This is a genomic window from Ruminiclostridium cellobioparum subsp. termitidis CT1112, from assembly GCF_000350485.1.
GTDB classification, from domain to species: Bacteria; Bacillota; Clostridia; order Acetivibrionales; family DSM-1351; genus Ruminiclostridium; species Ruminiclostridium termitidis.
In genome coordinates, this window is the sequence record NZ_AORV01000006.1 from 1 (window position 1) to 14,712 (window position 14,712).

The window sequence follows — 14,712 nt, forward strand, 5'->3', positions numbered from 1 at the left end:
TCTGTTGTACTGACCCTGCGGTCTGTCGCCTCTGTTATACTGGCCTTGTGGTCTGTCTCCCTGCGGTCTGTCACCTCGGTTATACTGACCCTGCGGTCTGTCTCCCTGTGGCCTGTCGCCCCGGTTGTACTGACCCTGCGGCCTGTCGCCCTGTGGTCTGTCACTTCTGTTATACTGGCCCTGTGGTCTGTCTCCCTGCCTATTCTCGCTCTTGACATTGGCAATCTCTGAGGCCTGTGTTTCAGCCACTGCGGCAGTAGCTTCCTTCCTGGGTTCAGTACTTTCGCTCTTTGGAGCCGTGTTTGTGCCGGTTATTGCTTCCTTTGGTTCAACAATTGTGTTTGATTTCATATCCACTCTTTCAGCTACATTCTCTTTGCTTATTTTTTCTGTATCGGTTGCATCAATGTTTTTTGATATTTTTGTATCTGTTTGAACAGCAGTATCCGCCACAATCTTTTCCTCTTTTTTAATGTCCTCAGTTTTGGTGTTTTGCTTTGAAACTGAAGGGTCATCATGCTGAGCAGCAGGAATTTTGGCCGTATTTTTAGGAGACTCGTGAGACTTGTCATTCCTGTTAACAGGTTTATTTTTAAAATCAGGTTTGCTGTCTCTCACATACCCCGGTCTGAGCCCCGAAGTGCTGGACTCGGTTTTTATATAATTCGGTTTTGAAGAAGGCTGATTCCCTTCTTTTTTCACATAATTTCCACGGTCGGTATTCTCAGTTTCACCATTGCTGTCAATTACAATCTCCGTGGTTCTGATTATCCTTGGTGCACTTTTCATATCCTTTTTAATGTCTTTCTTCTTTTCAACTGGATGAGAATTGTCCGCAGAGACAGCTTTCTTTTCATCTTCAGGCTTCTTTTCGTCATGTTTTATTACGCCAATGTGTTTATAAAGTGCGTCTAATTCATGAGGTTCAAGAAGGCTCATATGATTTTTTACATTTATATTTATCTCAGCAAGCTTTTCCATTAACCGCTTACTCGTTGTATTAAGTTCTTTGGCAAGCTCGTATATTCTTGCTTTATCCAATACCTTCACCCCCGGATTCATTAATTTGGTTATCTATTAGTTTAAGAAGGCCATTTTTAAAGTCCTTTGACTGAATCGAAATAACTGAACGTATTTCTTTTCCTATACATCTTCCGAGCCCAAGTTTTTCTCCATATTCTCTATAGGAAACACTGCGGAAACTGCACATACTCTTAAATTTGTCCTTCGTGTTTTCAGAAGCATCTCCTGCTACAATTACAAGAACAGCCTTACCTGATTTGACGGCCCTTTCACAAGTTTCGTCTCCGGCTGACAGCTGTCCTGCCTTTTTAGCAAGACCTAACAAGGAATAAATCCTATCCATCATTTCCCTCCAATTGGCATTTCAGATTTTCATATATTTCATTATCAATTGTCGTCTCAAAAGCTTTGTCGAGTCTTTTGGCCTTTATGGCCTGTTCCAGGCACGCGGCATCCCTGCATATATATGCACCTCTGCCCGGCTTTTTGCCAATTAGATCTATGCCGATTTCTCCCTCATTATTTCTTACCACCCGTATCAATTCCTTCTTTGGCTTCATCTCCTTACAGCCAAGACACATACGCAATGGAATCTTTTTCTGCTTCATCCATCCACACCTTCCCATAGTCAATTACCATCGGATGAACCGACAGTATGCAACTTTATTAAGCATTGCCAAAATCATTAAAGGTTATCATCTATCAGTCTATGAAAACATCATCATCCTGGTCACCGCTGTAATCATTATTTTCTTCTTCGCTATAATCATTATTTTCATCTTCGGCGTTAAAATCCATATAACCATCGTTTAAACTATCGTCGAAAAGCTGTTTTTCAATAGACTGTCTCAGCTGTGATTCACTCTTTATATCAATTTTCCAGCCGGTGAGCTTGGCAGCCAGCCTTGCATTTTGGCCTTCCTTTCCAATGGCAAGTGAAAGCTGATAGTCAGGAACAATAACTCTGGCAGCTTTTTCATCTTCAGTCGCATCCACCCTCACTACCTTGGCAGGGCTTAAGCTGCTGGAGATATACTCCCTGGGATCGTTGCTCCATTTTATGATATCTATTTTCTCACCGCGGAGTTCATCGACTATAGCCTGGACTCTTGTGCCCTTTTGTCCTACGCAGGCACCTACCGGATCAACATTTTCATCCTTGGAATAAACTGCAATTTTTGTTCTGGAGCCCGGCTCACGTGATATACTTTTTATTTCAACAGTACCATCGTGTATTTCGGGAACCTCCAGCTCAAAAAGCCTCTTTACAAGTCCCGGATGGGTTCTTGATATCATGATCTGAGGACCCTTGGTGGTTTTCTTAACTTCTACGATATAGGATTTGAGCCTTTCATTAAAACGGTACTCCTCACCCGGAGTCTGTTCGGTGGGAGCAAGCACCGCCTCGGTTTTTCCCAGATCTACTATTACGTTTCTCTTTTCTATTCTCTGAATGATACCAGTAACAATGTCACTTTCCTTGTTGTAAAACTCATCGTATATAATTCCTCTTTCAGCTTCTCTGAGTTTCTGTACCACAACCTGTTTGGCCGTCTGGGCGGCTATTCTTCCGAAAGTTCTCGGAGTGACTTCCATTTCGGCAATGTCGCCGACGGCAAGTGTGGGATTTAATCTGGCAGCCTCATCTACAGATATATCCATCTGTTCCATATCGGGAACTTCTGCAACCTTTCTGAGTCCAAAAACTTTTACATCTCCGGTTGTTCTATCTATATTTACCTTGACGTTCATTGCCGAACCAAAGTTTTTCTTATACGCAGAAATAAGAGCGGCCTCTATGGCCTCAATTATTACATCCTTTTTAATACCCTTCTCCTTCTCCAGCTGTTCAAGTGCAAGTATTAACTCAGCGCTCATTACGTTAACCTCCCATTACTAATTTAAATTAAAATTTAATGGCCCTTTTTACAATGGCAACCTTATCCTTTTCAAAATGCATTTCATTTCCGTTATCACTGATTACGATCCTGTTATCAATCAATCCCACAAGTTCACCTTCAAACAGCTTTTTGCCGTCTATGGGCTGGAAAACCTTAACTTCAACCAATTCGCCCTTATACTTAATAAAGTCCCTCTCGGTTTTCAATGGTCTTTCAAGACCCGGCGAGGAAACTTCCAAATAATAACTTTGTTCTATGGGATCTTTCCTGTCAAGTATTTCACTCATTTGTTCGCTGACAGCCTGACAATCATCAATGCTTATTCCGCCCGGCTTATCAATGTATATTCTCAGGTACCAGTTGGCACCCTCTTTAATAAATTCAACATCCACCAATTCATAATTCAACGCTTCAACCACAGGTGCCGCAAGTTCCATAATATCCTGCTGTACATTTCTTTTCATTATTTATTCGTCCTCCAGTAAGTCAGGGTTTAAAACCGGACGGTATATTATTATATGCGGAGAAAAAAATTACACGCATCATAACAAAAGTGGCAATGCCACACAAAAACTTAGGCACAAAATGTGCCTTTGAAAAAAGTCAAACTAATTGACTTTTGAGTAATATACGTCAATCCGATAACTGCACATCATATTATCATAACCAGAAACCTGTCAGATAAACAACAAAGAGTGGGATTTCCCACTCTTGGCAGTCAAGTCTATTAAACCTCTATCCTTGTGTATTATACCATTATTATTTCAACTTATCAACAATTTATTACCATTTTGAACAAAGACTTTAAAAATTTTTTTAAAAGGGAAACTTTTAGAATAAACATAACTGATTGCTTTCAGGCATTCCCTTCAGGCAGTTGTTTCTTTCAAGTATCTCTATTACCGATTTGCTTATCTTTGCTTTTGTCCTCAGCTCATCAATAGAGAGGAATTCCCCTTCTTTCCTGGCTTCCACAATATTTAACGCAGCAGCCCCTCCCAGACCCTGGAGTGCATTAAGCGGCGGTCTTATTCCGCCCTCCTCTATTTTGAATTTCTTTGCTTCCGACGAATACAAATCTATTGGAAGGAACTTGAGACCTCTGGCATACATCTCATTTGCAACCTCAAGTATGGTTAATACGTTCTTTTCCTTCGTGCTGATATTATTTCCCTTCATCTCATATTCCCTGATCTTATTTTTTACCTTGTCCCGCCCCTGAGCCATCATTTCGGCATCAAAGTCATCGGCTCTTACGGTAAAATATGTAGCATAGAAGGCTTCCGGATAATAAACCTTGAACCAGGCAATTCGGAAAGCCATCATGACATAGGCTGCCGCATGGGCCTTCGGGAACATGTATTTAATGGTTTTACATGACTTTATATACCAGTCGGGAACATTATTCTCCTTCATTACAGCTTCATATTCTTCCTTGACGCCTTTTCCCTTTCTGACGTCCTCCATTATTTTAAAAGCTGTTTTCGGAGGCAGCCCGGCATGCATCAGGTAAATCATAATATCGTCACGGCAGCATATGCTCTTGGACAGTGTCGTTATACCGTCTCTGATCAGGTCCTGTGCATTGTTGAGCCAAACGTCTGTGCCGTGGGAAAGTCCTGATATCCTGATAAGCTCAGAGAACGTCTTTGGCTTAGTATCCACCAGCATTTGCCTTACAAATTTAGTTCCGAATTCAGGTATGGCATAGGTTCCCGTTTCACTGCCGATATCCTCGGGTGTGATCCCCAGAGCCTCGGTACTGCTGAAAAGGCTCATGGTTTTTTCCTCTCCGATTGTAATTGTTGTGGCATCGATCCCGGTCAGATCCTCCAGCATCCTTATGACGGTGGGATCGTCGTGTCCAAGTATATCAAGCTTGAGTATGCTTCCATGCAGGAAGTGATAGTCAAAGTGTGTTGTCACTATTTCAGAGCTTGTGTCATCGGCCGGCCTCTGGATGGGAGAAAAATCAAATATCTCCTTGTCTTTCGGAACTATCATAATTCCTCCCGGATGCTGGCCGGTAGTTTTCTTTATACCCGTACAGCCTTTAACCAGCCTGTTTATTTCGGCATTCGTTACAATGATTTCCCTTTCGTCAAGATAATTCTTGACATAACCATACGCAGTTTTCTCTGCAACCGATGCAATTGTACCGGCTCTGAAAACATAGCCCTCCCCAAAGAGTTCTTCGGTATATTTATGGGCTACCGGCTGATAATCTCCCGAGAAGTTCAAATCTATATCTGGTTCCTTATCTCCGTCGAAGCCCAGGAAGGTTTCAAAGGGGATGTCATAGCCGTCTTTTTTAAGTTTATTGCCGCATTTGGGGCAGGTCTTGTCAGGCATATCAAACCCGCAGTCATATGAACCGTCAAGTATGAATTCGGAGTGCTTGCACTTCTCACATATATAATGGGGCTGAAGTGAATTAACCTCGGTTATACCCGACATGTTCGCAACAAAGGAGGAGCCGACCGAACCTCTGGAGCCCACAAGATATCCGTCGCCCACAGACTTGGAAACAAGTTTCTGGGCAATCAGGTACATAACTGCAAAGCCGTTTTTGATTATGGAATTGAGCTCCTTTTCCAATCTCTGCCGGACTACCTCGGGCAGTTCCTCCCCATATATCTCTCTTGCTTTGTTCATGGCCATTTCTTCAATATCATGTTCAGCACCTTCAATTTTAGGAGGATATGTGCCTTCAAGCACCGGCGCAATATTTTCAATCAAATCGGCAATGTGGTTTGTATTGTCTATGACAACCTCACGGGCTTTTTCAGGGCCGAGATAATCAAACTCCTCCAGCATTTCGTCGGTTGTTCTGAAATACAGCGGTGCCTGATCATCCGCGTCCGTAAAGCCCTGTCCCGACATGAGTATCCTTCTGAAAACCTCATCGCGGGGATCCATAAAATGCACGTCGCAGGTGGCCACAACCGGCTTTTGGTATCTTTCCCCCAGCTTTATTATTCTTTTGTTTATTTTTATGAGTTCCTCCTGCGAATCCACCTTCCCGTTGTTAACAAGGAACCGGTTATTCCCCAGGGGCTGTATTTCAAGATAATCATAAAACCTTACGATTTCAGAAATATCCTCGTCGCTCCTGTTGTTGAGAATTGCCCTGTACAGCTCTCCCGCCTCACAGGCGCTTCCCAGGATCAGTCCCTCCCTGTATTCCATCAGCAGCTTCTTGGGTACTCTGGGCTTTTTGTAAAAATACTTCAAATGGGACTGTGAAACTATTTTATACAGATTTTTAAGCCCTACCGAGTTCTTTACCAGGATTATGGCATGGTATGAGCTGCCCTTCACATTCACTTTGTAATCAAAGGCATTTTCAATGTCCTTAATGGTTTTGCAGCCCTTTTCCTTCAAATCTTTCATACAGTGCAGAAATATTTTGGCAGTAGCCATGGAATCATCCACCGCTCTGTGATGGTTTTCCAGTTCGATCCCCAAATGCTTTGCCACCAGGTTGAGCTTGTGCTTTCCAAGCTCGGGAAACATCTTTCTGCACAGCTCCAGTGTGTCAATATAAGGATTTTTAATATTTTCTCCCATTACTCTTGCGCTCTGCCTGATAAAGCCAACATCGAAATTGGCATTATGTGCTACGAGCACAGTTCCCTGAATAAATTTCATAAAATCTGTGAGAACCTGCTCTATGGGCGGCGCTTCACTGACCATCTCATCTGTGATACCCGTCAGTTTGACTATGAAGCTTGGAATAGGTATGCCGGGGTTAACAAATGCGCTGAACCTGTCGACAATTTCTCCTGCCTTGACTTTTACCGCACCGATTTCGGTTATTCTATCCTGGTGGGAATTAAGTCCAGTGGTTTCTATGTCAAAAACAACAAATTCGTCGTCCAGGGAGTGTGAATCAGGATTATAGACAATTGGAACATTGTCATCCAACAGGTAGCATTCCAGCCCATAAATAACTTTTATGCCAAACTTCTTGGACGCCCCGTAGGCATCGGGATAGGCCTGGCAGACCCCGTGATCGGTGATGGCAATGGCCTTGTGGCCCCATTGGGCCGCTCTTTTTACAAGCTCCTTGACTGGAGTTACACCATCCATGGAGCTCATTTGAGTATGCAAATGCAGCTCGACCCTTTTGGTTTCAGCCTCGTCATGTCTTATTTCCTTCTCGGTCTCCACAATGTCAAAAGCCATTACGGCCAGTTCCTTTGAGAACTTGTCATACTGGGCGTCTCCCCTTATTCTGAGGCACGCGCCTTCCACAATGCGCTCTGATATATTTGCAAAATCCTTTTTTTCAACAAACATTTTAACTGTTACAGAGCTGGTATAGTCTGTAATATCAAATATATATATGAATTTTCCGCCCCTGATCTCCCTGAATTCAGTTCTGAAAACCTCTCCTGCTATAGCAACTTTTCCGGAATCGGGAGTCACTTCTGAAATCCTCATAATACTGTCGGTAAAAGGCTTCCCGGTAATTATCCCCCTAGTTGCTCCCTCACCGGGGTTTGAACCTCTGTTTTCCTGGTAATTCTGCTTTGGTTTTGTCTCTGAAGGCGCCGTCGCCGTCATGGCAGAACTTACAACCCTGGCCTCATTCTTTTCCTTCTCTGCAACATACTCTTCAAGTATGCTGGAATCAACCTCCAGGTCGCTGAACTCCACCTTTATCCTTTTTGAAAGAGTATCTTCCATGTACTGCTCGATTATTGAATGACAGTTCTGTGATTTAAGAATCTGAGAACCTTTGGTAGCCAGTTTGATATGTACTTTTCCATCTGCAAATTCACAGGTGCTGCCGGTAAGTATTCCTCTGCAAACCGCGACTTTCCGGTTCAGCATCAGTACCAGCTCATCCCACATTTTCTCCAGAAATTCTTCAATGCAGCATTCACCGGTACATTTAACCTTTATGCTGATATTATTGGCTCCAAGCCTGTCTGCCAGATGTTCCTCCAGCCTGGCTACCAGTCCGGGACCTATCAAGTCGGAACTGGAAGTGTATATTTCCAGTCTGTTGGACTTGATGAACACGCTCATCCTGTCCACATTTAAATCCCTGAAAACAGAAAATTCCCCGTTAAACTCCACTGCCCCAGGGAATAAATCACCAAATAACTTATTTGAATTAACTGAACCCTCCATTTGTAAGACCCCATTTATCTAATCTTTTTTAAAAACAATATATATTATTTTCCGATATATTGTAATCCGTATATGAATTTAGACGTTACAGACTACTAATATATTTTAACATAATTAAACCGACTTTTCTCTTTCATAAATTAAGATGTTTATGTCAACCTCTGTGGAAAGCCTGTCCATTTTCTTTATACTTTCAATATCTGCATGGCGGCTGTAAGGTGTCATGGTAAAAAGATTCAATATATCCCGTTTATCCTCCAGGTGGATCTCATAGCAAATATTTGTCTCCTCCATGAGCTTAAAGCCTTCCTTTACGGTTCCCTTCTGTCCGATAACCTCCGGGACTTCATACATGGTCTTTTTCAAACCGTAGAGGTGCCGCGCACCCGGTACTGCCACCGCAAGCTTTCCCGAAGCTCTGAGAATCCGCCTGAATTCCTTCTCATCCCTGGGGGCAAATATACAAAATATATAATCCACCGAATTATTCAAAATGGGAATGTGATAATTGCTGGCAACCGCAAAGTGAATGCTCCTGTCCCTGCCTGCCGCATAATTTATTGCATCCCTTGACACATCAGTTCCGTAATAACTTATTTCCTGTTGGCTGTACCGGCTCTTAAGCACAGCATTCAGCCTGCTTATGTAATAGCCCTCTCCGCAGCCCGCATCATACAGGTTGATATTCCTATCGGCCTCGTCCTTTGATAAATCAACCCTTGAGAGGTCTACAAGAGAATTTAACCTGTCTGAAAATTTCTGATAGTAGCCCTTATCAAGAAAATCTCTTCTGCTTTGAAGCATTTCCTTGCTGTCTCCCGGATTTCCGGCCCCCGTATGGCCAGGGAGCAGCAGGTTCACATAGCCCTTCCTGGAAATATCAAAGCTATGCCCGTTGGGACAAAAATATTGTTTCTCACCCTGCCTCAGAGCCCTCAGACAATTGGGGCACCTGAATATTGTTTTGTTCATAATTTGTTTATTTCCTTTATCAACTCTTCAACTGCATTTTCCTGCGGTATTTTTTTTACTATCCGTCCCTTTTTAAAAAGGAGAACTTCATTTGTTCCGCCTGCAATACCGATATCCGCATCCCTGGCTTCCCCCGGTCCGTTTACCGCACAGCCCATTATGGCAACCTTTATGTCCCTGTTCAGCCTGTCCAGTACCGGCTCGATTTCATTGACTATTCCAATGAGGTCGATTTTCGTTCTTCCGCAGGTAGGGCAGGAAACTACCTCTATACCTTCCTTGAGCAGGCCCAGGGACTTAAGTATCTGCTTTCCTGCTCTTATCTCCTCAACGGGGTCTCCCGTCAGCGAGACTCTGATGGTATCTCCTATGCCTTCGGCCAGCAGGCAGCCTATGCCCACCGATGATTTGATGGTGCCCTTGTAAACAGTTCCTGCCTCGGTTACGCCCACATGCAGAGGGTATGCCGTTTTCCCGGAAAGAAGTCTGTAGGCCGCAATGGTCATGGAAACGCTGGAAGCCTTAATGGATATGACTATATCGCCAAAGTCGGCGGCTTCAAGCATTGCGGCATGGTTCAAGGCACTTTCCACCATTCCTTCGGGTGTGACACCGCCGTATTTTTCAAGGATACTTTTTTCCACCGAGCCTGAGTTTACTCCGATCCGTATGGGTATCTGACGTTCCTTTGCCATATCCGCCACTGTTTTTACCCTGTCCTGCCCGCCAATATTGCCCGGATTCAGACGGATCTTGTCCACACCGTTTTTCATGCACTCCAAAGCCAGTCTGTAATCAAAGTGAATATCGGCAACCAGAGGTATTGAGATGGTTTTTTTTATCTCTTTTACAGCCTCTGCCGACTGGCTGTCTGGAACTGCAACCCTGACAATGCGGCAGCCTTCCTCCTCCAGTCTTTTTATCTGTTCCACCGTGGACTTTACATCTCTTGTATCGGTATTTGTCATGGATTGAACAGAAATAGGAGAATCTCCTCCTAAGAAGATATCTCCCACTTTTATTTTCTTTGTCTGTTTCCTCTGTATATAATTCTCCACAGCCGTCAACCTTCCTGTAATTATTGGTCTCCAATGGTCAGCACTAACCTTTTCCGATCCTCAGTATATCGTTGAAGGTAGCATATAACATGAGCATTATCAGAATTACCATACCAACCATGGTGATTAACGCTTCCTTTTCGGGATTGAGAGGCTTCTTTCTGATCCCTTCAATGAGCAGCAGTACAAGCTTGCTGCCGTCGAGAGCGGGGAACGGAATAAGATTTACCAGCCCCAGGTTTATACTAATCATGGTTGTAATAGACAAAAGTCTGATTACGGTTTCTTTGAGCGACTGGCTTTCTGCCACCTCATTGCTTATTGTAGTGGTAATACCCACCGGACCCATGAGTTCGCTTGCAGGAACCGTCCCTGTAAACAACCAGCCAAGGGAATAATATATTGACCGGGAAATGAATATGTTGTATTTGGCAGCTTCTTTTATTGTACTGCCGATACTGCCCTTTTCATGGACAAAATCAAGTATACCGATAGCGTAGTATTCGGGATTTTTGCTTTTCAGAGGAACTACCGGCTTTAATTTCTGAAGCTCTCCTGCTCTCTCAACAAGTATATTCACATTTTTATCCTGATTCTGCTGCAGTATATCACGTATGTCTTTTCTTGTCCTTATATCGGCTCCGTTAATTTCAACTATCCTGTCATTTACCTTGAGCCCGGCCTTTATTGCAGGAGAATTGTCCGAAACAGCTTTAACTACATTTGAATCGGGCCCTTCAAGTTCATCCTGCAGGGGGGTGAAACCAAGTATAAAATTTTCTCTTTCAGGTGTCAGTTCAACTGTCTTTGATACGCCATTTCTCTCATATTGCAGTGTTATACTTTCGTTTGTAAGCGGGTAGGAAAATATCCCCAGGTCATTTACATTAAAAAGGGTTTTTCCGTTATACTTCTGGAGTTTGTCTCCAACCCGAAGGTCATACTTTTCTGCCGCCGAACCGGGTACAATATCCTTTATCTGTGTGGTAAAATAACCTGTCTGGGATATTATGATAAAGGCAAATACAATTGCCGTAAGGATATTCATCAAAGGCCCTGCAGCAATAATAGCAGCTCTCACGCCTATGGGCTTTTTATTATATGCCCTGTCATCCTCCGAAGCTTCCTCCTCGCCCTCCATCTTGACGTATCCGCCAAGGGGTATAAGCCTTAATGAATAAAGGGTTTCGCCTTTCTGAAAGGAAAACAGCTTCGGCCCCATAAAAAGCGAAAACTCATTTACCCTTACCTTGAAAGCCTTTGCCACCATAAAATGGCCAAGCTCATGAATTATTATCAAAAAGCTCAGAGCTAATATTGCCAGTACAATTCCCATAGATTCCTCCGTTTGTTTTGTTTTTCAAGACTTGTTTCCTTAACCGTTTACTGCTTTTTCAGCCTGTGTTCTGGCCCAGTTGTCTACTTCTATTATATCATCCAGGCCTGGACAAATATTCACATTATGTAACATCATTATCTTTTCAATTATTTCCGGAATAGCGGTAAAAGCTATTCTATTGTTTAAAAATGCCGACACGGCTGCTTCATTGGCCGCATTCATGGCGGCAGGCATTGTCCCGCCCGTTGACAGTGCATCATACGCCAGCTGGAGACACCTGAAGGTTTTTGTATCAGGCTCTTCAAAGGTTAGCTGGGAACATTTTAAAAAATCCAGCCTTGAGAAATTATTCCCGCACCTGTCGGGATATGTGAGAGCCAGCTGAATAGGTATGCGCATATCGGGTGAACCCAGCTGCGCCATAACCGACCCGTCAACATATTCGACCATGGAGTGTATGATGCTCTGAGGGTGCACCAGCACCTGTATTTTATCCAGTTCCCTTCCAAAAAGCCATTTTGCTTCTATTACTTCCAGCCCTTTGTTCATAAGTGTCGCAGAGTCAATGGTTATTTTGCTCCCCATGCTCCAATTGGGATGTTTCAAAGCCTGGGCAGGGGTAATATCCCTAAGCTCCTCAAGCGTTCTGCCCCTGAAAGGCCCGCCCGAAGCAGTAATGATTATTTTCTCAACCTGCCTGTCGCTGTTGCCCATAAGACACTGGTAAATAGCCGAGTGCTCGCTGTCCACAGGAAATATTGCCACTCCCTGCTTTTTAGCCTCCTCCATAACCAATTGACCGGCCGTTACAAGGGTTTCCTTGTTGGCCAATGCGATATTTTTCCTGTTTTTTATCGCATGCATGGTCGGAATAAGGCCGGCAGTGCCAACCACCGACGTCACCACAGTATCCGCCTCCTGTACTTCCACCACGCCAAGCATTCCTTCAAGGCCCGACAAAACCTGCACCTTCATACCCGTCAGCCTGGCTTTCAGTTCTGAGGCAAGCTCCCTGCTCCCAACCGAAACCAGCCGGGGTTTGAACTCATGAACCTGCTTTTCAAGTAAATCTATATTTGAATTTGCAGACATTGCTGCAACTTTTATTCCAAGATTTCTGGCAACATCCAATGTCTGTACACCTATAGAACCGGTCGATCCTATAATTGAAATTATCTTTGCCATTTAACCTCCACATCCCCAATGAAACTAAAATATCAGTCTTTCAGCCTTTAAAGAAAAGTACTGGTAGTCTGTAACATCTAAAACGTATATTGTCCGGCGAGGAAAATTTCAGGACAACGCGGCGAAGGGCGGAATAATCGCTTTATTCCAACGAAGTACTGCGAAGCAGTGCTTTTCGACAACGCAGTTCTGGGGAAATTTAACCGCCGGCAATGTATGAATTTAGATGTTACAGACTACTATTACATAATAAACTACCGGAGCAACGAACAATATACTGTCAAACCTGTCAAGAACTCCGCCGTGGCCTGGCATGATACTGCCGTAATCCTTCACGTTCACATATCTCTTGACAGCAGATGCCGACCAGTCACCGATCTGGGAAATAACACCGCAGAACAGTCCCAGCAATACAAGTGTAGCCGTGGAAAGCTCAAGTCCAAAAAAGGATCTGGATATAAGTCCGAAGACGAACATCAGCGCCACACAGCCTAGAATGCCTCCGATTGCACCTGCCATGGTCTTATTCTTACTTATCTCGGGCACGATCTTTCTTTTCCCGAACAATCTTCCAAAGGTATATGCCATGGTGTCGGTGCCCCACGCTCCGATGAATATGAGCCAAATCAGCAGAATTCCAAAATCCATCTTCCTTATCAGAATCAAAAAGCTCATAAGGAAAGGCACATAGGCAATACCAAAGGCAGTTACACAGGCATCTATTATATTATATCTTTTATGCCCGAAAACAATAAAAGCCATACTTAAAAATATAACAACACAAACAGAAATTCCGGTCAAAATTCCCAGATCAAGTTTGTACCAACCTGTTTCCTCCAGCCCCAGCAATAAAAGCGGAATTATTGACAGGTAGCCCACCGGCTTTATGGGCTGAATATTTTTCAGCTTGGCTGCAGAATTGTAAAACTCATACAACCCTATTGCTGCAATTATACTTACTACAACTCCCAATACGATAGATCCCAGATATAAAACTGCTATGAGCAGGATAAGTCCTACCAATGCACTGATAACTCTTGTTTTTAACATTATGCCTCCATGATTCCAACAGCACCCGGCTTTAATATGTCAGGACCGTTTGGGTTATTAAATCCGGCGTTATTGCTCCAGTCCGCCAAATCTTCTGTTTCTTTTTTCATAAGCTTTTATTGCTTCAGCAATATGGCTCCCGTTCACATCAGGCCATAATTCATTTATAAACCAGAATTCAGTATATGCACACTGCCATAAAAGAAAATTGCTTATCCTCTGTTCACCGCTGGTTCTGATAAGCAGATCCGGTTCGGGAATTCCGGAAGTATACAGGCAGCTTTCAAATTGTCTTTCATCTATTTCATCTATTTTTAAATTACCCGATTTAACCTTGACTGCAATTTCCTTGACTGCATGCAGCAGTTCAAGCCTTCCTCCATAGTTAAGGCAAATATTTAAATTAAGACCGTTATTAATACCGGTCAGCTTTTCCACTCTGATAATTTCCTTTTGAAGTTCTTCCGGAAGACCTTTTACATCTCCTATTACCTTTATTTTTACATTGCTGCCGTCAAGTTCCTTTTCTGCATTCCGCAGGAACTCCACAAGCAGACTCATGAGGGCATCCACTTCACTTTTGGGACGCTTCCAGTTCTCTGTGGAAAAAGCGTATACCGTCAGATATTTTACGCCTGCCTCTGAACAATATATGACAACCTTTTTCAGAGCCATGGAACCTTCCCTGTGACCTACATTTCTGGGCAGACCCCTTTTCTTTGCCCATCTTCCGTTTCCGTCGGGAATAATGGCTATGTGCTTCGGAATTGAAGCAAACTCCTGCTTAATGTCTTTTTTTCGCCCCAACAACCGGGCAACACTGTCCCAAATACCCACACCGACCTCCATCTTCGTACACAGGTGTACCAAAGTACGCACAATAAAACAAATAGTATTTAAAATACCTGTATGTAAACTCTGTCCATATTCCGGCCACTTTTAAAATAACCCCTCATTTAGAGGGGTTTGCATACCAGAATATTCAATTTATTTTCTGAAGTATTGACACGAAGTACCCGGAAAGAATCATCGTATTCCAAAA

Annotated in this window: 12 protein-coding genes; all 12 read right to left on the reverse strand. The window is 43.3% G+C overall.

Features of this window, described 5'->3' with window-relative positions:
• On the reverse strand, positions 1-1,041 hold a 1,041-nt coding region (locus CTER_RS29020), incomplete at its 3' end, for a translation initiation factor IF-2 N-terminal domain-containing protein (protein ID WP_004622951.1).
• On the reverse strand, positions 1,034-1,366 hold the full coding sequence (locus CTER_RS00770; protein ID WP_004622967.1) for a L7Ae/L30e/S12e/Gadd45 family ribosomal protein: 333 nt from the start codon (positions 1,364-1,366) through the stop codon (positions 1,034-1,036). The genes CTER_RS29020 and CTER_RS00770, both read right to left, overlap by 8 nt.
• Complete coding sequence (rnpM, locus tag CTER_RS00775; protein WP_004622957.1) at positions 1,359-1,631, reverse strand: RNase P modulator RnpM; 273 nt, start codon at positions 1,629-1,631, stop codon at positions 1,359-1,361. The genes CTER_RS00770 and rnpM overlap by 8 nt, the downstream gene beginning before the upstream one ends.
• Positions 1,632-1,725: 94 nt before the next feature.
• Positions 1,726-2,901: a transcription termination factor NusA gene (gene nusA, locus CTER_RS00780; RefSeq protein WP_004622946.1), complete on the reverse strand. Its 1,176-nt coding sequence runs from the start codon at positions 2,899-2,901 to the stop codon at positions 1,726-1,728.
• Positions 2,902-2,929: 28 nt separating this feature from the next.
• Complete coding sequence (gene rimP / locus CTER_RS00785; RefSeq protein ID WP_004622953.1) at positions 2,930-3,388, reverse strand: ribosome maturation factor RimP; 459 nt, start codon at positions 3,386-3,388, stop codon at positions 2,930-2,932.
• Positions 3,389-3,755: 367 nt separating this feature from the next.
• Positions 3,756-8,066 (reverse strand): PolC-type DNA polymerase III, encoded by a 4,311-nt coding sequence (locus CTER_RS00790; RefSeq protein ID WP_004622947.1) that lies wholly within the window; start codon positions 8,064-8,066, stop codon positions 3,756-3,758.
• A gap of 114 nt (positions 8,067-8,180) precedes the next feature.
• Positions 8,181-9,038, reverse strand: a complete 858-nt coding sequence (locus tag CTER_RS00795; RefSeq protein WP_004622961.1) for a putative RNA methyltransferase — start codon at positions 9,036-9,038, stop codon at positions 8,181-8,183.
• Positions 9,035-10,096: a flavodoxin-dependent (E)-4-hydroxy-3-methylbut-2-enyl-diphosphate synthase gene (gene ispG, locus CTER_RS00800; RefSeq protein ID WP_004622958.1), complete on the reverse strand. Its 1,062-nt coding sequence runs from the start codon at positions 10,094-10,096 to the stop codon at positions 9,035-9,037. Before ispG ends, CTER_RS00795 begins: the two co-directional genes overlap by 4 nt.
• A gap of 43 nt (positions 10,097-10,139) precedes the next feature.
• Positions 10,140-11,432, reverse strand: a complete 1,293-nt coding sequence (gene rseP, locus CTER_RS00805; protein WP_004622964.1) for an RIP metalloprotease RseP — start codon at positions 11,430-11,432, stop codon at positions 10,140-10,142.
• 39 nt (positions 11,433-11,471) lie between these two features.
• Positions 11,472-12,620 (reverse strand): 1-deoxy-D-xylulose-5-phosphate reductoisomerase, encoded by a 1,149-nt coding sequence (locus CTER_RS00810; protein ID WP_004622949.1) that lies wholly within the window; start codon positions 12,618-12,620, stop codon positions 11,472-11,474.
• Positions 12,621-12,842: 222 nt separating this feature from the next.
• Positions 12,843-13,670, reverse strand: a complete 828-nt coding sequence (locus tag CTER_RS00815; protein WP_004622960.1) for a phosphatidate cytidylyltransferase — start codon at positions 13,668-13,670, stop codon at positions 12,843-12,845.
• 69 nt (positions 13,671-13,739) lie between these two features.
• Positions 13,740-14,507, reverse strand: coding sequence for an isoprenyl transferase (locus CTER_RS00820; protein WP_004622955.1), 768 nt, complete (start codon positions 14,505-14,507; stop codon positions 13,740-13,742).
• Between the last annotated feature and the right edge of the window lie 205 nt (positions 14,508-14,712).

Excerpts from the sequence above, each read along its gene's own strand:
- CTER_RS00810 (WP_004622949.1), bottom strand. The coding sequence starts at position 12,620 with ATGGCAAAGATAATTTCAATTATAGGATCGACCGGTTCTATAGGTGTA.
- rseP (WP_004622964.1), bottom strand. The coding sequence starts at position 11,432 with ATGGGAATTGTACTGGCAATATTAGCTCTGAGCTTTTTGATAATAATT.
- rimP (WP_004622953.1), bottom strand. The coding sequence starts at position 3,388 with ATGAAAAGAAATGTACAGCAGGATATTATGGAACTTGCGGCACCTGTG.
- CTER_RS00815 (WP_004622960.1), bottom strand. The coding sequence starts at position 13,670 with ATGTTAAAAACAAGAGTTATCAGTGCATTGGTAGGACTTATCCTGCTC.
- nusA (WP_004622946.1), bottom strand. The coding sequence starts at position 2,901 with ATGAGCGCTGAGTTAATACTTGCACTTGAACAGCTGGAGAAGGAGAAG.
- CTER_RS00770 (WP_004622967.1), bottom strand. The coding sequence starts at position 1,366 with ATGGATAGGATTTATTCCTTGTTAGGTCTTGCTAAAAAGGCAGGACAG.
- CTER_RS00790 (WP_004622947.1), bottom strand. The coding sequence starts at position 8,066 with ATGGAGGGTTCAGTTAATTCAAATAAGTTATTTGGTGATTTATTCCCT.
- rnpM (WP_004622957.1), bottom strand. The coding sequence starts at position 1,631 with ATGAAGCAGAAAAAGATTCCATTGCGTATGTGTCTTGGCTGTAAGGAG.
- CTER_RS00795 (WP_004622961.1), bottom strand. The coding sequence starts at position 9,038 with ATGAACAAAACAATATTCAGGTGCCCCAATTGTCTGAGGGCTCTGAGG.